Source organism: uncultured Streptomyces sp., from assembly GCF_947488945.1.
Taxonomy (GTDB): Bacteria; Actinomycetota; Actinomycetes; order Streptomycetales; family Streptomycetaceae; genus Streptomyces.
The window spans coordinates 125,599-145,050 of sequence record NZ_CANLBS010000008.1 but is presented as its reverse complement, the minus strand read 5'-3'; the positions used below and the strand labels follow the sequence as shown (position 1 = coordinate 145,050).

General features: G+C 72.9%; 17 protein-coding genes and 1 tRNA gene. 7 read left to right on the top strand and 11 right to left on the bottom strand.

Annotation, left to right across the window (positions count from 1 at the left end):
* Positions 1-85 precede the first annotated feature (85 nt).
* Genes Q0994_RS15160 through Q0994_RS15150 form a run of 3 tightly spaced genes read left to right on the top strand, consistent with a single transcriptional unit; the run spans position 86 to position 3,020 of the window.
* Entirely contained in the window at positions 86-853 is a 768-nt protein-coding gene (locus Q0994_RS15160) for a (Fe-S)-binding protein (protein WP_299534437.1), read from the top strand.
* A complete protein-coding gene (locus tag Q0994_RS15155; protein WP_299534434.1) occupies positions 850-2,388 on the top strand; it encodes a lactate utilization protein B in 1,539 nt (512 codons plus the stop codon). The genes Q0994_RS15160 and Q0994_RS15155 overlap by 4 nt, the downstream gene beginning before the upstream one ends.
* Positions 2,385-3,020 (top strand): LUD domain-containing protein, encoded by a 636-nt coding sequence (locus Q0994_RS15150; protein ID WP_299534432.1) that lies wholly within the window; start codon positions 2,385-2,387, stop codon positions 3,018-3,020. The genes Q0994_RS15155 and Q0994_RS15150 overlap by 4 nt, the downstream gene beginning before the upstream one ends.
* Before the next feature lie 117 nt (positions 3,021-3,137).
* Here the strand turns inward: Q0994_RS15150 and Q0994_RS15145 are convergent, their stop codons facing one another.
* From Q0994_RS15145 to Q0994_RS15120, 6 genes are all read right to left on the bottom strand, one after another.
* Entirely contained in the window at positions 3,138-5,075 is a 1,938-nt protein-coding gene (locus Q0994_RS15145) for a DUF2264 domain-containing protein (RefSeq protein WP_299534430.1), read from the bottom strand.
* Positions 5,072-6,106, bottom strand: a complete 1,035-nt coding sequence (locus Q0994_RS15140) for a hydroxyacid dehydrogenase (protein WP_299534428.1) — start codon at positions 6,104-6,106, stop codon at positions 5,072-5,074. Before Q0994_RS15140 ends, Q0994_RS15145 begins: the two co-directional genes overlap by 4 nt.
* 84 nt (positions 6,107-6,190) lie before the next feature.
* Entirely contained in the window at positions 6,191-7,075 is an 885-nt protein-coding gene (locus tag Q0994_RS15135; RefSeq protein ID WP_299534426.1) for a carbohydrate ABC transporter permease, read from the bottom strand.
* A complete protein-coding gene (locus Q0994_RS15130; RefSeq protein WP_299534424.1) occupies positions 7,072-8,058 on the bottom strand; it encodes a carbohydrate ABC transporter permease in 987 nt (328 codons plus the stop codon). Before Q0994_RS15130 ends, Q0994_RS15135 begins: the two co-directional genes overlap by 4 nt.
* 85 nt (positions 8,059-8,143) lie before the next feature.
* A complete protein-coding gene (locus Q0994_RS15125; protein ID WP_299534422.1) occupies positions 8,144-9,484 on the bottom strand; it encodes an ABC transporter substrate-binding protein in 1,341 nt (446 codons plus the stop codon).
* A 101-nt stretch (positions 9,485-9,585) separates the two neighbouring features.
* Positions 9,586-10,719 carry a substrate-binding domain-containing protein gene (locus Q0994_RS15120; protein WP_299534420.1) on the bottom strand — a complete coding sequence of 378 codons (1,134 nt, stop codon included), beginning with the start codon at positions 10,717-10,719 and terminating at the stop codon, positions 9,586-9,588.
* Between the two features lie 180 nt (positions 10,720-10,899).
* On the opposite strand from Q0994_RS15120, the gene Q0994_RS15115 reads away from it, so the two are divergent.
* Positions 10,900-11,694 carry a sulfite exporter TauE/SafE family protein gene (locus tag Q0994_RS15115; RefSeq protein WP_299534418.1) on the top strand — a complete coding sequence of 265 codons (795 nt, stop codon included), beginning with the start codon at positions 10,900-10,902 and terminating at the stop codon, positions 11,692-11,694.
* Between the two features lie 41 nt (positions 11,695-11,735).
* Here the strand turns inward: Q0994_RS15115 and Q0994_RS15110 are convergent, their stop codons facing one another.
* The 3 genes from Q0994_RS15110 to Q0994_RS15100 form a co-directional block, all read right to left on the bottom strand.
* On the bottom strand, positions 11,736-12,377 hold the full coding sequence (locus Q0994_RS15110) for a hypothetical protein (protein ID WP_299534415.1): 642 nt from the start codon (positions 12,375-12,377) through the stop codon (positions 11,736-11,738).
* Positions 12,378-12,567: 190 nt separating this feature from the next.
* Positions 12,568-12,990 (bottom strand): DUF350 domain-containing protein, encoded by a 423-nt coding sequence (locus Q0994_RS15105; protein ID WP_299534413.1) that lies wholly within the window; start codon positions 12,988-12,990, stop codon positions 12,568-12,570.
* A gap of 186 nt (positions 12,991-13,176) precedes the next feature.
* A complete protein-coding gene (locus Q0994_RS15100) occupies positions 13,177-13,656 on the bottom strand; it encodes a DUF309 domain-containing protein (protein WP_299534411.1) in 480 nt (159 codons plus the stop codon).
* Between the two features lie 123 nt (positions 13,657-13,779).
* Here Q0994_RS15100 and Q0994_RS15095 point away from each other — a divergent pair, with 123 nt between their 5' ends.
* Complete coding sequence (locus Q0994_RS15095; RefSeq protein WP_299534409.1) at positions 13,780-16,437, top strand: AAA family ATPase; 2,658 nt, start codon at positions 13,780-13,782, stop codon at positions 16,435-16,437.
* 54 nt (positions 16,438-16,491) lie between these two features.
* A tRNA-Pro gene (locus tag Q0994_RS15090) sits at positions 16,492-16,565 on the top strand.
* Between the two features lie 149 nt (positions 16,566-16,714).
* On the opposite strand, the gene Q0994_RS15085 is transcribed toward Q0994_RS15090, so the two are convergent.
* Positions 16,715-17,623, bottom strand: a complete 909-nt coding sequence (locus tag Q0994_RS15085; RefSeq protein ID WP_299534407.1) for a MerR family transcriptional regulator — start codon at positions 17,621-17,623, stop codon at positions 16,715-16,717.
* Positions 17,624-17,913: 290 nt separating this feature from the next.
* Here Q0994_RS15085 and Q0994_RS15080 point away from each other — a divergent pair, with 290 nt between their 5' ends.
* A complete protein-coding gene (locus Q0994_RS15080) occupies positions 17,914-18,300 on the top strand; it encodes a hypothetical protein (protein WP_299534405.1) in 387 nt (128 codons plus the stop codon).
* A 122-nt stretch (positions 18,301-18,422) separates the two neighbouring features.
* Here Q0994_RS15080 and Q0994_RS15075 read toward each other — a convergent pair whose 3' ends face one another.
* The gene (locus tag Q0994_RS15075) at positions 18,423-19,022 is read right to left on the bottom strand and encodes a TetR/AcrR family transcriptional regulator (protein ID WP_299534402.1); all 600 of its coding nucleotides are present in this window, start codon (positions 19,020-19,022) and stop codon (positions 18,423-18,425) included.
* Between the last annotated feature and the right edge of the window lie 430 nt (positions 19,023-19,452).

Here is a 19,452-nt window from a genome sequence, read left to right as displayed (position 1 = left end):
CCTCCGGCGTTTCTGGGCCATGCGGGTGGAGCGATGCGGCCCGAGGCTAGTATGGTCCGACCATAGAAACGATCGGGGAGGACCCATGCGCATCGGACTCTTCGCCACCTGTCTGGGAGACACGCTGTTTCCCGAGGCGGTGAGATCCACCGCGGTACTGCTCGCCCGGCTGGGCCACGAGGTGGTGTTCCCGCCGGAGCAGACCTGCTGCGGCCAGATGCACGTCAACACCGGCTACCAGCGTGAACCCGTGCCGCTGGTACGGAACTTCGCCGAGCAGTTCGGGGACGCGTCCATCGAGGCGGTGGTCATGCCGTCCGGCTCCTGCGCCGGGTGCGTGCGCCACCAGCACCAGATCGTCGCGGACAAGTACGGGGACGCGGCGCTGCGCGCGGGGGTGGCCGGCGTCAGGTCGAAGACGTACGAACTCTCCGAGCTGCTGGTCGACGTCCTCGGCGTCACGGACGTCGGCGCGCACTTCCCGCACCGGGTGACCTACCACCCCACCTGCCACTCGCTGCGGATGCTCCGGGTCGGCGACAAGCCGCTGTCGCTGCTGCGCGCGGTGGACGGGATCGACCTGGTCGAACTCCCGCAGGCCGACTCCTGCTGCGGCTTCGGCGGTACCTTCGCGGTGAAGAACGCCGAGACCTCGTCCGCGATGCTCCAGGACAAGATGAAGAACATCACCACCACCGGCGCCGCCGTGTGCACCGCCGGAGACTCCTCCTGCCTGATGCACATCGGCGGCGGCCTCTCCCGCATCCGGTCCGGCGCCCGCACCCTGCACCTGGCGCAGATCCTCGCCTCCACCCGCACCTCGCCGTACGCCCTCCTGGAGGCCGCCGCGTGAGCACCTTCCTCGGCATGCCCGCCGCCCCGCCCCGTTCCCCGTACGGAACCGGGAACCTGCGCGGCGAACGGAAGTTCCCCCAGGCCGCCCACGACGAGCTGCGCAACGAGCAGTTGCGCCGCAACCTCGGCAAGGCCACCTCCACCATCCGCGCCAAGCGCCTGAACGTCACCGGTGAACTCCCCGACTGGGAGCAGCTCCGGGACGCCGGATCCGCCATCAAGACCGACACCATGAACCGGCTGCCCGAGCTCCTGGAAGAGCTGGAGCGCAAGGTCACCGAGCACGGCGGCACGGTCCACTGGGCACGGGACGGCGTCGAGGCCAACGCGATCGTCGAGCTGCTGGTGCGGGCCACCGGCAGCCGGGACGTCATCAAGGTCAAGTCGATGGCCACCCAGGAGATCGGGCTCAACGAGCATCTGGAGTCCGTCGGGATCACCGCGCACGAGACCGACCTCGCCGAGCTGATCGTGCAACTGGCCCACGACAAGCCGTCGCACATCCTGGTGCCCGCCATCCACCGCAACCGCGACGAGATCCGGGAGATCTTCCTCAAGGAGATCCCCGGCGTGGACCCCGGCCTCGACAACGTGCCCGCGCACCTGGCCGCCGCCGCACGCGCCTACCTGCGCGAGAAGTTCATGACGACGAAGGTCGCCGTCTCCGGAGCCAACTTCGGCATCGCCGAGACCGGCACCCTCTCCGTGGTCGAGTCGGAGGGCAACGGCCGCATGTGCCTGACCCTGCCCGACACCCTCATCACGGTGATGGGCATCGAGAAGGTGCTGCCCCGCTACTTTGACCTCGAAGTCTTCTTCCAGCTCCTGCCGCGCTCCTCGACCGGCGAGCGGATGAACCCGTACACCTCGCTGTGGACGGGCGTCACGCCGGGCGACGGGCCGCAGGACTTCCACCTGGTGCTGCTCGACAACGGACGCACCGCCGCCCTCGCCGACACCGTGGGCCGCGAGGCGCTCAACTGCATCCGCTGCTCCGCCTGCCTCAACGTCTGCCCGGTGTACGAACGGGCCGGCGGACACGCCTACGGCTCGACCTACCCGGGTCCGATCGGCGCGGTCCTCACCCCGCAGCTCGCCGGGATGCACGCCGCCAAGGACGACCCCAACAGCTCACTCCCGTACGCCTCCAGCCTCTGCGGAGCCTGCTTCGACGCCTGCCCGGTGAAGATCGACATCCCGTCGATGCTGGTCGAGCTGCGCCACCAGAACACCGAGCAGTCCGGTGTCACCGCGGAGAAGCTGGCCATGAAGGCGGCCGCCGCCGTCATGAAGAGCCCGAAGCTCTTCACCACCGCCCAGAAGGCGGCCGGCCTCGGCCGGGTCGTCGCCGGCCGGGACCGTACGATCTCCCGCATGCCCCCGCCGTTCGCCGGCTGGAGCGACAGCCGCGACACAGCCGCCCCGCCGAAGCAGACCTTCCGCGACTGGTTCGCCTCGACCGAGGGCGCCGCCACGATGCGGGCGGCGGCTGACGAGGCCACCGCGGCCGGCCCCATGGAGGACGAGAAATGACGACCACCGCCCGCGACACCGTCCTCGGCCGGGTGCGGGACGCCCTCGCGCTCGCCCCCGCGCCGGAGGTGGTCGTCCCGCGTGACTACCGCACCGGGCGCACCCTGCCCGACGCCGACCGGCTGGCCCTGTTCACCGACCGGCTGGTCGACTACAAGGCGTCGGTCCACCCCTGCACCGCCGACCGCACCGCCGAGACGATCGCCGGCGTCCTGCGCGCACGCGGCGCCCACCGGATCGGCGTCCCCGCCGGGCTCGACGCCGGCTGGCTGGCGGCGTACGACGGGGAAGTCCAGCAGGACTCCTCGGACATCCCCGCACCGGACCTCGGCGAGCTGGACGGGGTCGTCACCGCCTCCGCCGTCAGCTGCGCGGAGACCGGCACGATCGTCCTGGACGGTTCCCCCGACCAGGGCCGCCGCGCCCTCTCCCTCGTCCCCGACCTGCACGTCTGCGTGGTGGACCTGTCGTCCGTCGAGGTCGGCGTGGTCGAGACGGTGGCCCGGCTGGTCCCCGAGCGGCCGACGACGCTCATCAGCGGACCCTCGGCCACCTCCGACATCGAGCTGGAACGGGTGGAGGGCGTGCACGGCCCGCGTACCCTGGCCGTGGTGCTCCGTACCGACGTCTGAACGAAGTGCGGTACGCCCGGCCCGATCTGACGTAACGTCAGTGCGGTCACGAGCCGGCGTGCGGCGGCGGTCCCTGACAGCCGCCGCCGTACGCCTTCGCGGGCTCCCGGCCCGCGTCTACCGCTCGCCGTGCTCCACCGACACCGCCACCGGGGCCGACACCGGGGTTGCGGCCCGAGCCGCCTTGGCCGCCCGCCCGAAGGAGACCCGGGTGACCGCGCCGTCCTCGGCCCAGTCGACCTCGACGGTGTCGCCGTCGACGTTCACCCCGCGCACCACCGTGTCCAGGGCGGTCGGCCCGGCTTCCGCCGTCAGGGAGGCGAGGGCGGCGACCAGCACCGTCCCGGCGGCGTCGCCGACGAGCCTCGGCACCACCGCCCAGCGGGTCCAGGCGGTACCCTCCGGAGCGCGTACCTCCTCCCGCGTGTCCCAGCCGTGCAGGCCGTGCAGCGCGGAGACCACCGGCCCGTCGGGCGCGGTCGCCCAGCCGGTCTGCTCGATCCGGGCCCCCGGCGGCGCGCCGACCACCCGGTGGACGCGCAGCTCGTGACGGCCCCGGACCACCGTGACGCTCTCCACCCGCAGTCCGGGCACCGGCTGCCGCCCGGTGAAGACCGGCCGGTACGCGGACGCGGCCCACCCCCATCCCTCCCCGTGCCCGGCGCCCAGCGGCTGGATCCGGCGACGGACGCCGCGCACCCCGCCCACCACCACCGCGAGGTGGTTGTCCGCGGTGTTCAGCGCCGAGGTCGGGCCCGAGACGGTCGAGTAGGCGAACCGGGCGTAGTGCGGGTCCTGTTCGTCCGCCGACTCGGCCATGTGCGGGTGGACGTGGTCGCTGCCGTGGTTGTGCAGCCGCACCACCCCGTCGGCCCCCGTCGACTGGAGCAGCAGCCCCGGAGCGGGCAGCGCGAGAACCCGGTCCGGGCCCTCGCTCGGCGCGGCCCCCTCCGGAGCGGTCCACAGCGGGTGGTCGGCCGGGGCGAGCAGCGAGACGAACGCCTTCGACGCCCAGTACGGCGACGCCGGCCCGGAGTACCGCTGGAGCGTCGCCGCGTGCGGGCCGTGCCAGCCGAGGCTCAGCAGCCCGTCGTCGCCGCCCGCGCCCCGCTCCAGGAAATAGCGCAGCGAACCGCTCAGCAGTCTGCGCGACACCCCCGGCGCGAGCGGGGTGTGACCCGACACCGCGCCGATGCCGACGGCCGCGCCCGCCGCGAACCGGTAGGCGAGCGAGCGCCCGAAGTACATCGGCGCGCCGTCACCGCCGAACATCAGGGAGAACCCCTCCAGGTGCTCCCGCAGCCGGGCCCCGTAGTGGTCCAGCAGCACCCCGTCGCCCGAGAGGTGGGCGTCCAGCACCGGATACAGGTGCAGCGCCCAGCCGTTGTAGTGGTCGAAGGCGCGGCCGTCCCCGTCGGAGTACCAGCCGTCGCCCCGGTACCAGCCCTCCATCAGGTCCTGCGCGCGGGCGCGGGCCGCGGCGGTCTCCGCGTCGCCCCGGCCCACCGACTCCAGGAACCCGGCGACCGAGTAGGGGAAGAGGTACCAGTTGTTGGCGGCGGGGGTGTGCCGCAGGGCGTCGCGCAGCCATGCCTCGGCGCGGTCCTGCACGTCCCCGTCGAGGCGGTCCCACAGCCACGGCCGGGTCAGCCGCAGGCCGATCGCGACGGACGCGGACTCCACCATCGGCTGGCCGAAGACCGTGTGGTCCCGGATGAGCGGCCACGACTCGGCGTCGTCCCGGCCCGGCGTCAGCGTGCCGGCCGCGAGCCCGTCGGCGTACCGCTCCAGCCAGCCGTGCGGGTCCTCGCCGTCGGCGCCCGCCACCCGGAACGCGGCGGCCAGGAAGGTGCGGGCGTACCCCTCCAGCCCGTCGGAGCGGACCCCGGAGGCGGACGGCGGGCCGGGCAGGTCGAGCAGGGCGCCGCCCGGGGTCGCCCACCGCCACGCGGCGTGCAGCAGTCCGTCGGCCGCGGCCTCCCAGTGCGGCCGGGTGTAACCGGTGTGCGGGCTCAGGGCCCGGTCCTCGGCGGGGAGTTCGAAGGGAAGGGTCATGCGAGGAATGCCAGCCTCTCGGGTCGTACGGGATGGGCGAAGCCGTCGCCGGCGGCCCAGTGGGCGACCTCCGAGGCCGCCAGGGCGGCCAGCCGCCCCAGTTCGTTGCCCTGGGAGCCGGCGAGGTGCGGGGTGATGAGCGCGTTCTCGCACTCCCAGAGCGGGTGGTCGGCCGGCAGCGGGTCCGGGTCGGTGACGTCCAGCACGGCGCGGATGCGGCCCTCGCGCAGGACGCCGACGAGCGCGTCCTGGTCCACGACCGGACCGCGCGCGGTGTTGATCAGCGCGGCTCCCTGAGGCATCGAGGCCAGCAGCTCCGCGCTGACCAGGCCCACGGTGGCCGGCAGCAGCGGGGTGTGCACGCTCACCACGTCGCTGCGGGCGAAGAGTTCGCCCAGGCCGACCGCCTCCACCCCGAGCGCCCGCGCCTCGGCCTCGGAGACGTACGGGTCGTGCAGCAGCACCCGCAGGTCGTACGGGCGCAGCAGCTCGATCACCCGGCGGCCGATCATCGACGCCGACAACAGGCCGACCGTGCGCCGGTAGTTGCCGGTCTCCCTCGGGACGCGCAGCCATTCGCCGCGCTGCCGCGTCTCCCGGTAGGAGCGGGCGCGCTCCAGCACCCGCTTGCCGGTCAGCAGGATCATCGCGACCGTGTACTCCGCCACCGGCAGCGCGTTGGCGGCGGCGGCCGAGGACACCTCGATCCCGCGTTCCCAGCAGGCGTCGGTGACGTGGTTGCGTACCGAGCCGGCGGTGTGCACGACGGCCCGCAGCCGGGGCGCGGCGGCGAGCACCTCGGCGTCCAGGGGCGGGCACCCCCAGCCGGTGACCAGGATCTCCGCGTCGGCGAGCGCCGCGCGGGCGCGGTCGGTGGTGAGGTCGGCGAGCGCCGGTGTCGGGTCGAGGTCGCAGACCTCCGCGAGCGCGGCGAGCGCGTCGGGCGGCAGCACGTGCTCGGCGGCGGCGGCACTCATGGCGAGCACCGCGCGGGGCCGGTACGGGCGACGGGATTCGGGCAGGTCGGTCATCTCTCTCCTGATACGAGGGGCACGACGGGGGCGAGGGGTGCGGCCGCCGCACGCGGCGTCACGGCCGGGGGCCGCCGCGCCCGGTCACTTGACGGCTCCCGCGGTGAGTCCGGACCGCCAGAACCGCTGGAGCAGGGCGAACGCGAGGACCAGCGGCACGACGGCCAGCAGCGATCCCATGATCACCACGGGGTAGTACTCGGGCGACACGGAGGCGGAGCTGTTCCAGGTGTAGAGGCCGAGGCTGACCGGATACAGGTCCTGGTCGGAGAGCATCACCATCGGCAGGAAGAAGTTGTTCCAGATGGCGGTGAGCTGGAACAGGAAGACCGTCACGAGACCGGGGGCGAGCATCCGCAGCGCCACCTTGACGTACGCCGCCAGTTCGCCGGCCCCGTCGATCCGGGCCGCCTCCAGCACCTCGTCGGGCACGTACCCCTGACTGAAGATGCGGCCGAGGTAGACACCGAACGGATTGAACAGCACGGGGATGAAGACCGCCCAGAAGGTGTTCACCAGCCCGGCCTGCGACGCCATCAGGTAGAGCGGCAGGGCGAGCACGGTCTGCGGCACCATCACGGCGGCCAGCACCAAGCCGAACAGCTTCTCCTTGTGGCGGAAGGCGTACTTGTCGAAGGCGTAGCCGCACGCGACGCTGATCAGCGCCCCGAGCGCGGCGCCGAGGACCGCGTACAGCAGGCTGTTGGCGTACCAGCGTCCGTAGAGCCCGCCGTCCATCGAGAACAGGTCGTCGAGGTTGCGCAGGAACGAGAAGCCGTCCAGCGACAGGACGTCGCTGGAGAACAGCGCGTCGCGGTCCTTGGTCGAGGCGAGCACCAGCCAGAGCACCGGCGCCAGGGTGTAGAGCACCGAGAGTCCGACGACCAGGCGAACGGTCGAGCGGCCCAGCAGGCCGCGGGCGCCGCGGACACGGGCGGGCCGCGGGGCGGCGGCGGTCTGCGCACTCATCGGGTCTCCTCCTGCGCGGCGTCGGCGCGGTTGGTCCAGCGGGTCACGCCGTAGGAGAGCGCGATCGTGCACACCAGCAGCACCACCGAAGCGGCCGCGGCCAGGCCGTAGTTGTTGCGGGTGAAGGCGGCGTCGTAGATGTACATGCTGGGCGAGAAACGGGAGTTGATCATTGGTGTGGACTGGCCGAGCAGCATCGGCTCGGTGAAGAGCTGGAGGGCGAAGATCAGCGTGAACATCGCCACCATCACCACCGACGACCGCACCAGCGGGGCCTTCACCCGCAGCGCCGTGCGCACCGGCCCGGCGCCGTCGACCACGGCGGCCTCCAGCACCTCGCGCGGCACCGCCTGGAGCGCGGCGTAGAAGACCACCATGTTGTAACCGAGGTTGCTCCACAGCGCGATGTTCACGATGGACGGCAGCACGGTGTGCACCCCGAGGAAGTCGACGGTGACGTCCATCGTTCCGAGCAGTTCGATGACCGGGCTGAGCCCCGGGGTGTACAGGTACAGCCAGATGATCGCCGCGATGATGCCGGGCACCGCGTGCGGCAGGAAGAGGGCGAGCTGGGCGGTGGCCCGCAGCCGGACCACGCCCGCGTCCAGCAGCAGCGCCAGGGCGAGCGCCCCGAAGACCATCAGCGGGATGTAGATGAGGCAGTACAGGGCGACGACGCCGAGACCGCCGAGGAACGTCGGGTCGGTGAGCACGGCGGTGTAGCCGCGCAGGCCGACGAAGACCGTGCGCTCCGGGCCGAACCCGAGTCCGGGCTGGTCGTCGCTGAAGAAGCTCAGCCACACCGCCGTGCCCACCGGAATCAGGAAGACGGTCAGCAGCAGGACGAAGAACGGGGTCATCAGGACGCCGGCCGCGCCCAGCCTGCGCCGCTGGGCGGTGCGGCCGGGACGTGCCTGCGCGGTCCCGGCCGCCGCCGGGCGTCCGGCGCGGGGCGCGACGGTGGCCGTGGTGGTGCTGGTCATGGGAGTCACCTGCCTCTGTACGGGGAGCGGGGGCCGCGTCGCGGTGCGCGTGGGGTGACCGGCGGGCCGCCGGCGTGACGGGTCCTCATGTCGAGTTCCGGGTGGTGGCGAGACCGAGCGCCCGGAGGTCGGGCATGGTGCCCTCCTCGGCCGCCTCGATCGCGCCGAGGACCGTGCCCCTGCCGCCGCCCGCACGGGCGAAGCCGTCCTGCATCACCTTGATCGTCGCGGTCATCCGCGGGCCCCAGACCCAGCCGTCCCGGATGGTCCGCGCCTGCTCGTCGAAGAGCCGGTAGAGGTCCTGGCCGCCGTAGTACGTGCGGTCGAACGCCTCGCTGCCCACCGGGACCAGGCCCGGAACGGCCGGATACTGGCTGCTGGCACCGCTGGAGAGCCGGGCCCGCAGCGCGTCCGGGTGCGACACCTGCCACTCGATGAACTCCATGGCGGCCTCCGGGTGGCGGCTGTCGCGCGTCACCGCGAAGGTGGAGCCGCCGTGGGTGCCGACGGCCGGGTCGGAGGTGTCCCACTGGGGGAGCGGGGCCAGCTTCCACAGCCCCTTCTGGCCGGGCCGGGCCTTCATCTGCGCCCCCGCGTCCCAGGCGCCGCTGAACCGGGCGAGCACCAGGCCGTTGCCGATCTGCGCGTCGCTCTGCCTGCTCTCCACCCCGTTGACGAAGACCTGGTCCCGGTCGATGAGGCGCTGCCAGTACGCCGCGACCCGGCGCGTCGGGGCGTCGGCGAGCGAGACGTTCCACGCGCCGCCCGAGGTGCCGAACCACCGGGCCCCCGCCTGCCAGGCGAACGCGGCCATGTGACTGCCGCCGTCGGTGGCGAACAGCGCGGCCCGGCGTTCGCCGCCCCGGGCGCGTACGGCGGCGGCGACCTCGGCGAACTCGTCCCAGGTGCGCGGCACCTGGAGGCCGTACGCGTCGAACAGGTCGGTGCGGTAGTGCATGACCATCGGTTCGACGTCGAGCGGGACGCTGAAGACCTTCCGGTCGAAGGTCGTGAGCGCCAGGGCCTGGGGCAGCAGCTTGCGGCGCAGGGTGTCGCTCAGCAGGCCGGTCAGGTCCCGGACCACGCCGTCGATGGCGAACCCCGGCACCTGCGGGTACTCCAGGGTCGCCACGTCCGGCGCGTTGCCCGCGCGGGCCGCGTTGCTGAGCTTGGCGTAACCCCCCTGGTTGCCCGAGGGGACCTGCTGGAAGTCGACCTGCACGGTGCGGCTGCTGCGGTTGAAGGCGTCGACCACCTCCTGGCTGCCCCGGAGGGCGGACCAGAAGGTGATGCGGGTCTTCCTGGTGGTGCTGGTGGTGCTCGTTCCGGCCGACGCGCCGCCGGCGTCGCAGGCGCTGAGCGCACCTGCCGACGTCAGCGCGGCGATCGTGGCCAGGACGGATCGACGGCTCTGTCGACCGGGCATGGGCGCCTCCCGCGGCTCCTGTTCGGGACAACGGGAATACTGATCGCCTGACCGGATGCGGTCAATAGATCGCTCACAAGAAAACCAAAGCGGTCAAACGCTCACTCTGGAACGGGTGTCACCGCGCTCGTCGACCCGCGCACCTTCAACGCGGGGAGCAACTCCGTGCGGCGGACCGGCCCGTCCGCGCCCGGCCCGCCGCCGAGCCGCAGCAGCATCAGTTCCGCGGCGGCCCGCCCGACCTCGGCCTTCGGCGGCGACACCGCCGTCAGCGGGGTGGAGCCGAGCGCCGCCACCACGTCGTCGTACGCCACCACCGAGCAGTCCTCGGGAACCCGCACCCCGCTCTCCGACAGCCGCTGCACCAGCATCAGCGCGTCCACGTCACCGTGCAGCACCGCCGCGGTGGCCCGCCGCTCCCGCAGCACCCGCGCCAGGTCGGGGGCCGACGCGTCGGCCCCGCCGCGCGGGCGCACCGGAGCCGGCTCCGGCACCGCGTCGGGCGAGCTCAGGATCACCGACCAGTCCTCGACCTCCGGCCGGTCGGCCGCGATCCGGGCGAACGCCGCCCGGACGGTACGGGCCGTCGGACTGTCGTCGCGGGCGGCCAGCACGATCCGGCGGTGCCCGAGCGCCACCAGGTGGTCCACCGCCAGATGGACGCCGTACCAGTGGTCGGAACAGACCGTGTCCAGGGCGTGCAGGGCGCTGCCCGGCGCGGGCCTGCGCTCCATCAGCACGGTGGGCACGCCGAGCCCCGCGAGCCACGCGTAGTCCGCCTCCTGCGCCGCCACCGAACGCCACCGCGGCGCGATCAGCAGCCCCCGCGCACCCGCCTCCAACGCCCGCTCCACCAGTGGTTGTTCGGTACCGGCCGCCTGCGGGGCGATGTGCAGCGCGATGCGCAGCCCGTGCTCCTCCAGCAACGACCGGGCCCCGTGCAGCGTCTCGTAGAGGTACGAATGCCGCTCGGGCACCACCAGCGCCACCGGCGCACCCGCCCCACCCTCCCGCCGCCGCTGCGCGGGCAGCGAGGCGGGCTCCTCGGCGTCGGCCGGCCGCACCACCCCGTGCCCGCGCCGCAGCCGCCCCTCGACGGCCAGCTCCTCCACGTCGCGCCGGACCGTCACGACGGAGACCCCCAGTTCGGCGGCGAGCGAACTCACCTTCACCGCCCCGCGCGAGCGCACCACCGCCAGGATCCGCTGACGCCTCAGTTCCACCGGCTCCCGCATGCTGGGGTCCCTGCCCTTCGCCGTACCGCCACACAGTGATCGTTCGACCGTATCGACGACCGCTTTGGGGGCGCAGCATAGCCAGGAAACCCGTCGGGCCACCCGCGGGGCGTGCTTTCCGGCGACGACCGGCTCCCGGCGGCGATCGCACGATCAGGTGTGCATACCATCGGGTCCCGTATGGATACCCTCACGCTCTGGCAACTGGCCGTGCTCGCCGCGGCGTCCGTCCTCGTCGGCTTCTCCAAGACGGCCGTCAGCGGGGCCAATACCGTCAGCCTCGCGATCTTCGCCGCGGTCCTGCCCGCCCGCGAATCGACCGGGGTACTGCTCCCGATCCTGATCGCCGGCGACGTGCTCGCCGTCCTTGTCTACCGCAGGCACGCCCACTGGCCCACCCTCCTGCGGCTCTTCCCGGCGGTCGCCGTCGGCGTGGTCGCCGGCACGGCCTTCCTGGCCGTCGCGGGCGACGACGCGGTCCGGTCCTCGATCGGCGCGATCCTGCTGTTCATGTCGGGGGTCACCATCGCCCGCCGGCGCCGCGCGTCCGCCGCCCCGGCCACGGGCACGGAGGAGACGGCACAGGACGGGCCGCAGGAGACCTCGCGCGGACGCGGAGCCGCCCGGCTGAAGGCCGGCTCGTACGGGGCGCTCGGCGGGTTCACCACCATGGTGGCCAACGCGGGGGGCCCGGTGATGTCGCTCTACCTGCTGTCCGCGGGCTTCCGCAAGCTCGGCTTCCTGGGCACCTCCGCCTGGTTCTTCCTCATCGTCAACGTCTCCAAGGTGCCCTTCAGCGTGGGCCTCGGGCTGATCGACGCCCGGTCGCTGCTCCTGGACGCCTGCCTGGTGCTGTTCGTCCTGCCGGGCGCCTGGCTGGGCCGGCGCTGCGTCGATCGCATCAACCAGAAGCTCTTCGAACGCCTGGTGCTCGCGGCGACCGTGCTGGGCGGGCTCCAACTGCTGCTGCGCTGAGGCGGTCCACCCCGAGCCGGCGGGGGAGCGGGCGGCACGGCTCAGGGGAGCAGCAGCCAGTCGGTGCCGATCGCCGCGACCAGCGTCGCCCCGAGCAGCCAACTCCCCAGACGGGTGCGCCCGTTGCGGCTCAGTTCGAGGACGATGCCGCAGAGTATGAGTGCGATCCCGTACACCCCCACGACCAGGACCGACGCACGGCTCGCGAGGCGCAGCGCCAGCACGACCGCCATCGCCGCCATGCCGAGCGAGGACAGGACGACCCGGAGCCGACGGGCCTGACGGGGCGTCAGTGGAGCCTGTGGGGCGTCGTCGGCGGCCGGGGCAGGCTGCTCCGGCTGGGCAGGCCGGGCGAGCTGCTGGGGCTGGGCGGGCACGTCGGGCTGGTGAGGCCGGGCGGGCTGGGTGGCGGTACCGGCTACGGCGCCGGCGGAGTCCGTCGGGGCGTCCGCTTCCTCGGCTGCCGCCCCTTCGGAGTCTGTTGCCGGGCCCTCCGGCTCCCCGCCGTTCGCCCGCGCGCCGACCGCCCCGTCGTGGCCGGCCGGGGCGCCGTCGGCACTCCGGTCCGTGCCCGGGACCGTGCTGGCGGAGGCGCTGTCGTCCCCGCGGGGGACGGCGGAAGCGGTCGGGGAGGCCGGCGGGTGGTCCTCGTCGTGGGTCTGTTCCTGGTCAGCTGTACTCATGCGGTCGGATCGTAACGGCTGCGCGTGCACGGATCGCGCGCGCCTCCACGCCGCCCGCCCGCGCACCGTGCCGCCCCGCACTCCCGCCCCCGCGCCGCATCGGCCCAGGCCCGCCCGGGCGCTTCGGACGACGTGGTGTCGGGGCGGGAGGGGAGCCGGGCGGTGCAGCCGGGGAACGGGTGACGAGGTGTCAGGCGATCGAGGCCGAGACGATGGCGGCGACGGCGAGGTTGCAGGAGGCCGTGACCCAGACCGCCGGGTGCGGCTCCCGCTCCACCAGCGTGGCACCGAGCTTGCCCGGCGTCACCAGGTCCACGACGAGGAAGGCGACGGCCATCATGACCAGGCCGAGCAGCCCGAAGGCCGCCGTCGACACCAGGCCCTTGCCGAAGTCCTCGTACGTCGTCCAGATCGAGGTGAAGACGATGCCGCCGATGCCCACCAGGGCCGAGCTGAGCAGGACCGCCGCGTTCCGGTTGCGCTCCTCCCATATCTGCCGGCCGAGCTTCCCGGGGGTCAGGGCGTCGATCAGGAAGATGCCGAGCACGAGGAGGACGACGCCGAGCGCCCCGTAGGCGGTGGCGCGGCCGAGGCCGTTGACGATGTCGGTCATGGGGAGGTCGTCTCCAGATCGCTGCGTGGTCGCGGAGGAGTGGTTCCCCCGCGCGTGATGCAGCGCATGATCGTCGTGCGACGGGTTCCGGTCAAGAAAGAAGGCCGCCGCGACGGATCCGCCGCCGGTCGAAGGCCGGTGTGGAGGCCGCCCCGGCACCCCGCCCCCGGGGCGCATCGGCCGCTCTCAGGGGCGGAGCCGTGGCGCCTCCGACGCCGCGTCCATCACGCCCCCCGCCCCCAGCCGGTCCGCCAGCTCCTCGGCCCAGGCGATCAGCGCGGCGACCCGGAGCCCGTGCGGGTCGACCGCCCGGTAGGCGGCGATCGCGGCGGCGCCGCGTCGCAGCAGCCGTGCCCCGCCCGCCGCGTTCCCCCGCGCCGCGTGCGTCAGCCCCACCGCCAACTGGGCCATGCCCCGCCACAGTTCGCGTTCCTCCTGGGGCCCCGATTTCCAGGCGTCCTCGAACACCTCGTGGGCGTGGAACGGCATCCCGGCCCCCAGCAGCCGCTGCGCCTCGCGCACGGTCTCGCCGGGGGCGCGCACCACGCCCTCGGGCTGTCGCTCCACCCCGTGGCTGCCGTACGGGAGCGGGCGGCCCAGCCCGTCCCGGGGGCGCGCGTTGTGCGCCCTGCCGTCGGCGTCCCGGTCCCTGCGCGTCTCGTCCACATCCCCGATTGTGCCTCGTACCTGGCGCGAAACGGTGTGGTGAACTCCGCCAACCACTGTCCGTGGCCCCCCGCGCACGACTAGTCTCGACAGTCGTCCGCACCACTCTGGGGAAGGGGAGGCATGAAGCCGTCCCGGCCGTTGTACGAGCGCGAGCCCGAGATCCAGGCTGCCACCGAAGCGTTGAACGCCCTGTGCGGAGCCCAAGCCATAGGCGGGCTGCTGGTGTTCAGCGGAGAAGGGGGCATCGGGAAGACCGCGCTGCTGGCGGAGATCCAGACGATGGCCGCGGACCGTTGCACCGTCTGGTCGGCCCGCGGCGGCGAGACCGTGACCTCCGTGCCCTTCCACGTCGTACGCCAACTGCTGCAGCCCGCCCTCGACGAGCTGTCGCTCGACGACCGGCTCGAGCTGTTCGGCGACTGGTACGAGATCACCGCCCCGGCCCTCGGCCTGGCGCAGCCGAGTGGGCCGCAGCCGGACCCGCAGGGTGTCCGCGACGGCCTGGACCACGTGGTCAGAGGCCTCGCCACCCGGCTCAGCCACCGCCCGCTCCTGCTCGTCGTGGACGACGCGCACTGGGCCGACGGCGAATCACTCGCCTGGCTCTCCCGGTTCACCGCGCACCTCCACGAACTCCCCGTCCTCGTCGTCCAGGCACAGCGCCCGAAGGAGCTGGCCGATCGCGGCGACGACTGGGTCGCCGACTGGAGCCCCGCGGCCGGCGGCCCCGAGAGCAAGAGCCGCCTCGTCAGGGTCGCGCTGCGCGCCCTCACCCCGGACGCGACCGCCGAACTGGTCCGCGCGGCACTCGGCGAGCACGCCGACGACCCCTTCTGCCGCGAGGTGTGGGCCGTCACGGGCGGCAACCCGTACGAGGCCGTCGAACTCGTCGCCAAGGTCCAGGACAACCAGCTGCCGCCCGTCGAGGAATCCGCCGGCGAACTGCGCGAACTCGGCGCGTCGGCCCGCGGCAGCGGTCTCGTCGCCCGGCTCGAACGACTCGGCACCAACGCCAACCGGTTCGCCTGGGCGGCCGCCGTCCTCGGAACGGAGATCTCGCAGGAGCTGGCCGCCTCACTGGCGGGCATGACCCCCGCCGAGGCCGCCGACTGCACGGCGAGGCTGCGCGACGCCCGCATCGTCACCGGCTTCGACCCGCTGGAGTTCGTCCACCCGTTGATCGCGAGCGCCATCTACCGCTCCATACCGTCCGCCACCCGCACCGCGTTCCACGGCAGGGCCGCCTGGGCCATCACCGAGGCCGGCATGGGGGCGGCGGCCGCCTCCCGCCATCTGCTGGAAGTGCACCCCGAGGCCGACCAGGACGTGGTCCGACAGCTCCGCGAAGCGGCTCGTCAGCACCTGGCCGTCGGCGCGCCCGAAGCGGCCCGGCGCTGTCTGGAGCGCGCCCTGCGGGAACCCCCGCGCCCGGAGGACCACGCCCCCGTCCTGTACGAACTCGGCTGCGCGACGCTGCTGAGCTCCCCGCCCACCACCGTCCGCCACCTGCGGACGGCCCTGGAGATGCCGGGCCTCGACGACGCCCTCCGGGTGGACGCGACGTTCCGGCTGGCCGCCGCGCTCGCGCACAACAACGAACTCCGCGAGGCCGCCGCCACCCTCGCCTCCGAAGCCGCGCGCACCGCGCCGGGTCCGGGGCTGATGCGGCTCCAGGCCGCGCACTTCCAGTGGGAGGGCATGCAGGCCGAGGAGGTGGACGCCCCCGGGCGCTCGCGCCGGCTCGCCAACAACACCCGGCACCTCGCCGGACGCGACAACGCCGAGCGCGCCCTGCTGACGATCCGCGCCTTCGACGCCATGATGCGCGGCGAGAACGCCGCCATGATCGTGGACTACTGCGAACGCGCCCTGGTGAACGGCAGCCCGGCCCGCGGGCTCGGCTGGACGGACGCCGAATGGGGCTTCGAATTCCCCACCATGGTCGGGATCACCTACGCCTTCACCGACCAGCTCGACCGGGCCGAAAGCCTGTTCAGCGAGGCGGTGCGGGCCTTCGAGATCTCCGGCTGGAGCGGCGCGCACCTCGCCTTCGCGCACACCCTGATGGGCCTGGTCCACCGGCGGCGCGGGAAGCTCGCGGAGGCCGAGGGCTTCCTCCGCGAGGGCCTGCGGCTCGCCGACCGCGTCGGCACCGGGCTCGCCGTGCAGTGGGACGCCGCGTGCCTGCTCATCGACACCCTGCTGGCCCGTGGGCGTACCGCGGAGGCGCGGCTCGTCGCCGACCGGTACAAGTTCGGTGCGCCGTGGCCCAGCGCCATGGTCCTGCCGGACGGCCCCTGCGTCCACGGCAGGCTGCTGCTGGCGGAGGGCCGCACCAAGGAGGCGATCGCCGAGCTGGAGTCGATCGGCGCCGCCCTGGAGGCGCGCGAACGGTTCAACGGAGTGTGGGCCCCGTGGGCCGGCGACCTCGCCCGTGCGCTGAGGGACGAGGACCCCGTGCGCGCCGCCGAGCTGGCCAACCGGGCCAGGCAGCACGCCGAGCGCTTCGGCACCGACACCGCCATCGGCGAGGCCCTGCGCTGCCTGGCGCTCTTCGCCCCCGAGGAGGAGGCCCACCGCCTCCTCGCCGATGCCGTCCGCCACCTCACGGCGTCCGACTCCCAGTACGAGCTGGCGCTCGCCCGCTACGACTACGGTGTCGCGACGCGGGACCGCCGGGAGCTCGCCCAGGCCCAGAAGCTGGCCGTCCGGTGCGGAGCGGAGGAACTCGTCGAGCGCGCCCAGCGCGCGGGCGCGTCGATCCGGTCCTCCGAGTGAGGTAATGTTTTCCCTGCGACCGCGCCGGACGGAACGACCGGAGCGGGACCGCAGCGGGACGTGGCGCAGCTTGGTAGCGCACTTGACTGGGGGTCAAGGGGTCGCAGGTTCAAATCCTGTCGTCCCGACTGGAGACAGTCGTTGATCAAGGGCCGGTATCGGAGACATCCGATACCGGCCCTTGATCGTTTTTGGGGACCGGTCGGGGACCGTGTGGGAGCGGTCGAGAGGCACCGCGAGGCGGGCGGCCCGCCCGGCGCCGAGGTCGAGCACCGGGTCAGGTCTGCACCGCGGCGCACAGGGCCCGCGCCAGCCATTCCAGCTCCCCGGTCGCGTCGGGGGACGCATGCTGCCCGCGCACCCGGGCGACGAGCCTGCGGTAGTGCTCTGCTCCTGCCTCGATCCCTGCCTCCAGGCTGCGCAGCACGGCGGCCCGATCGGCGTCACCGTACAGCTCGGACAGCACCTTTGCCGCTGCCGGCCCCTCGGGAGCGACCCCGCGCTTTCTGACCTCCCCGACGGTCTGCACGACCTGCCTGGCCCACCAGATGGACGCCCCGGGCGGACGGCCCTGCCCCGGTACGGGGGTGTTGAGTTCCATCCATGTGCGCAACCGGGCGCGGAACCCGGGGTCCCGAACCAATTCGGCCAGGTCGATCCAGGCGTCGACCTGCTCGGGTGTGGGATCGTCGGGCAAATCGATGCTGTAAGCGCGCACGCGGTCGCGAAAGCGCGGGTCGTCGAGGCCGCCGAACACCTCCTCCTTGAACTCGTCGATGATCTGCTTGCGCTCGGCGGCGGAAAGCCGCGCCAACCGGTTCATCAGTGCTGTCTCCTCAACGGTCGAACCACGTTTCGCCACGGTGGACAGGACGGCCCGGCTCACCTTGAGGGAGCGGATCTGCGCGTCGAGCGCGGCCACATGCGCGCCGGCGACCCCGGCGACCGTGGAGCGGCCACTCAGGACACGGCACACGTCATCGAGCCCGAGGCCCAGCTCCCGCAGGGTGCGGACCAACTCGACGCGGGCCACGGACGCGGCGTCGTACAGCCGGTAGCCGCCCGCGGAGCGGGCTACGGGCGGTACCGCCCCCTCGTCCGACCAGAAGCGCAGGGTACGTACCGGAAGTCCGGTGCGGTGCGCGAGACGGCCGATGGTGAGCACTTCGGTGCGTTCGTCGTCCATGAGTCAGATCCTGGACCCTCCGGCGGCTGGAGACTCAAGCGCCCGTGGGTTCCTGAACGTCGCCAACTCCCCCCGGAGCCGCTCGACATCCCCGGTCTCACACCTCGAAGATGCCCGCCATCAGGCAAGATCACTCAGGGTGACGAAGCGCTGCTGGTCCCACCACCCGGTGTCCCGGCGCCTCCACCTGGGCAGTGGTCGTAGTCGGCCCGGCCTTCCGCCTCGGATACCGTGTTCCCCTACGGGGCGCCATAACGGATGTGACGCCCCCCACCGGAGGTAGTCAGCGTATGAGTTCAAAGCGCAGCAAGAATCCAGCCCTGCCCGTACTTGACGACGCATTCCGACTCGCGTCGGTCAAGGACGCCGAAGAGTCCACCCGCGACCTGGCCGCGCGGCTGGCCACCGCCGAGCTGCGCCGCGTCTCCCACCCGGGCCGGGTCACCTGGGAGCCGACCGATCAGGCCGAGCCCGTACCGGTCCCGCCGACCGTGGTCGACGGTGACGGGGACCTGTGGCTGCGGGACCGGGGCACCGGCACCTGGACCATGCCCGAGTTCGACCCGAAGGAGTTCCCGGCCCGCTGCGGCGAGGTTCTGACGTGGACCCAGCTTGCCTGCGAGTTCGGCCCGCTCACCGGACTGGCCGACGACCGCCGCATCGGCGGCCGGCGCTGACCGCGCAGCCTTCTGGGTTGACCGCACCCCTGAAACGCGCGCTGCGGGGAGCCGGGTGTAGCGGAGTCCGGTCTCCGGAGTGAGGTGAGGGACGCCCTGTCCCAGGCGTTGTGCAACCACCTTCAGTACGGCAGGCCCTCCGCCGCCGCGTTCAGGGCGGCGTTCAGGCATGAGGCGATCTCGCTGTCCGATGCCTCCGGGAAGTCCGCGTATCTGCGCGCGAACTCCTCCATGGCGGCGCGCAGCGCGCCGTTGAGCGTGGCGGCGTGCACGGCGACCCTCAAGTCGCCGGCCTGCGCGCCGGAGCGTTCCGCGAGCAGTTCGGTCAGGACGGGAAGGGCCTCGTCGTGCGCCTGCAGCCAGACGGCGCGCAGAGCCGATTCGGTGGAGGTCATGCGAATCAGGTCGAGGATGGCGGGGACGGCCGCGGGCAGATCGCCCTCGCGGCACGTCTTCGCGAAGAACTCCAGCAGGCTCATGTCCCTGGGCCAGTGCCGCAACCGTTCGACGATGAAGTCGAGTCCCGCTCCGAGCAGGGGCAGTACGCAGCTCTCCTTGCTCGGGAAGTGGCGCCACAGGGTACGGGAGGAGATGCCGACGACTCGGGCGATCTGCTCGCCCGTCGTCGCCACGACGCCCTGTGAGGTGAACAGTTGGAGGGCCGCGACGGCGATCTCGAGTCGCAGAGCTTCCTTGCGGCGCTCCGTGAGGGACTGCTGCACACCGTCTCCCGTCGCCCGCCGCGAAGTCCGCGGCGGCACCTGATGCCCCCCGCGGCCTGCTCGTCCGTCCCCGCGGCCCGCTCTCCCGTTCCGCCTCGCCGCAGCATATCCGGGGGCCTCGCGTTCCCGAACAGCGTGAACGGTGCTTTGTGCGAGCCGTCGCCGAAGGCGGCACGTCTGTGTCCGAGCCGTCGGCGCCCGGCGCACGGCCGCGTCGGAGCTTTGGCGCGGACTTCACGCGGCACGTGCAGACACCTTGTCTCTGACTGACACCCCTCTTTACTCTGCAGTAGGTGACTGGCGAGTAACCGCACTCGTCCGCCCGTTACGTGTCATGCGCGCGACAAGAAATCATGCTCCGGAGGGCGCGATCCGCCCTGCGTCGGACCCCGCACAGCGACCGACCGCACGTCAGCGACCGACAGCACGT

Excerpts from the sequence above, each read along its gene's own strand:
- Q0994_RS15110 (WP_299534415.1), bottom strand. The coding sequence starts at position 12,377 with ATGAGTACAGCTGACCAGGAACAGACCCACGACGAGGACCACCCGCCG.
- Q0994_RS15085 (WP_299534407.1), bottom strand. The coding sequence starts at position 17,623 with ATGGACGACGAACGCACCGAAGTGCTCACCATCGGCCGTCTCGCGCAC.
- Q0994_RS15095 (WP_299534409.1), top strand. The coding sequence starts at position 13,780 with ATGAAGCCGTCCCGGCCGTTGTACGAGCGCGAGCCCGAGATCCAGGCT.
- Q0994_RS15115 (WP_299534418.1), top strand. The coding sequence starts at position 10,900 with ATGGATACCCTCACGCTCTGGCAACTGGCCGTGCTCGCCGCGGCGTCC.
- Q0994_RS15105 (WP_299534413.1), bottom strand. The coding sequence starts at position 12,990 with ATGACCGACATCGTCAACGGCCTCGGCCGCGCCACCGCCTACGGGGCG.
- Q0994_RS15080 (WP_299534405.1), top strand. The coding sequence starts at position 17,914 with ATGAGTTCAAAGCGCAGCAAGAATCCAGCCCTGCCCGTACTTGACGAC.
- Q0994_RS15145 (WP_299534430.1), bottom strand. The coding sequence starts at position 5,075 with ATGACCCTTCCCTTCGAACTCCCCGCCGAGGACCGGGCCCTGAGCCCG.
- Q0994_RS15150 (WP_299534432.1), top strand. The coding sequence starts at position 2,385 with ATGACGACCACCGCCCGCGACACCGTCCTCGGCCGGGTGCGGGACGCC.
- Q0994_RS15120 (WP_299534420.1), bottom strand. The coding sequence starts at position 10,719 with ATGCGGGAGCCGGTGGAACTGAGGCGTCAGCGGATCCTGGCGGTGGTG.
- Q0994_RS15160 (WP_299534437.1), top strand. The coding sequence starts at position 86 with ATGCGCATCGGACTCTTCGCCACCTGTCTGGGAGACACGCTGTTTCCC.
- Q0994_RS15130 (WP_299534424.1), bottom strand. The coding sequence starts at position 8,058 with ATGACCAGCACCACCACGGCCACCGTCGCGCCCCGCGCCGGACGCCCG.
- Q0994_RS15135 (WP_299534426.1), bottom strand. The coding sequence starts at position 7,075 with ATGAGTGCGCAGACCGCCGCCGCCCCGCGGCCCGCCCGTGTCCGCGGC.
- Q0994_RS15140 (WP_299534428.1), bottom strand. The coding sequence starts at position 6,106 with ATGACCGACCTGCCCGAATCCCGTCGCCCGTACCGGCCCCGCGCGGTG.
- Q0994_RS15125 (WP_299534422.1), bottom strand. The coding sequence starts at position 9,484 with ATGCCCGGTCGACAGAGCCGTCGATCCGTCCTGGCCACGATCGCCGCG.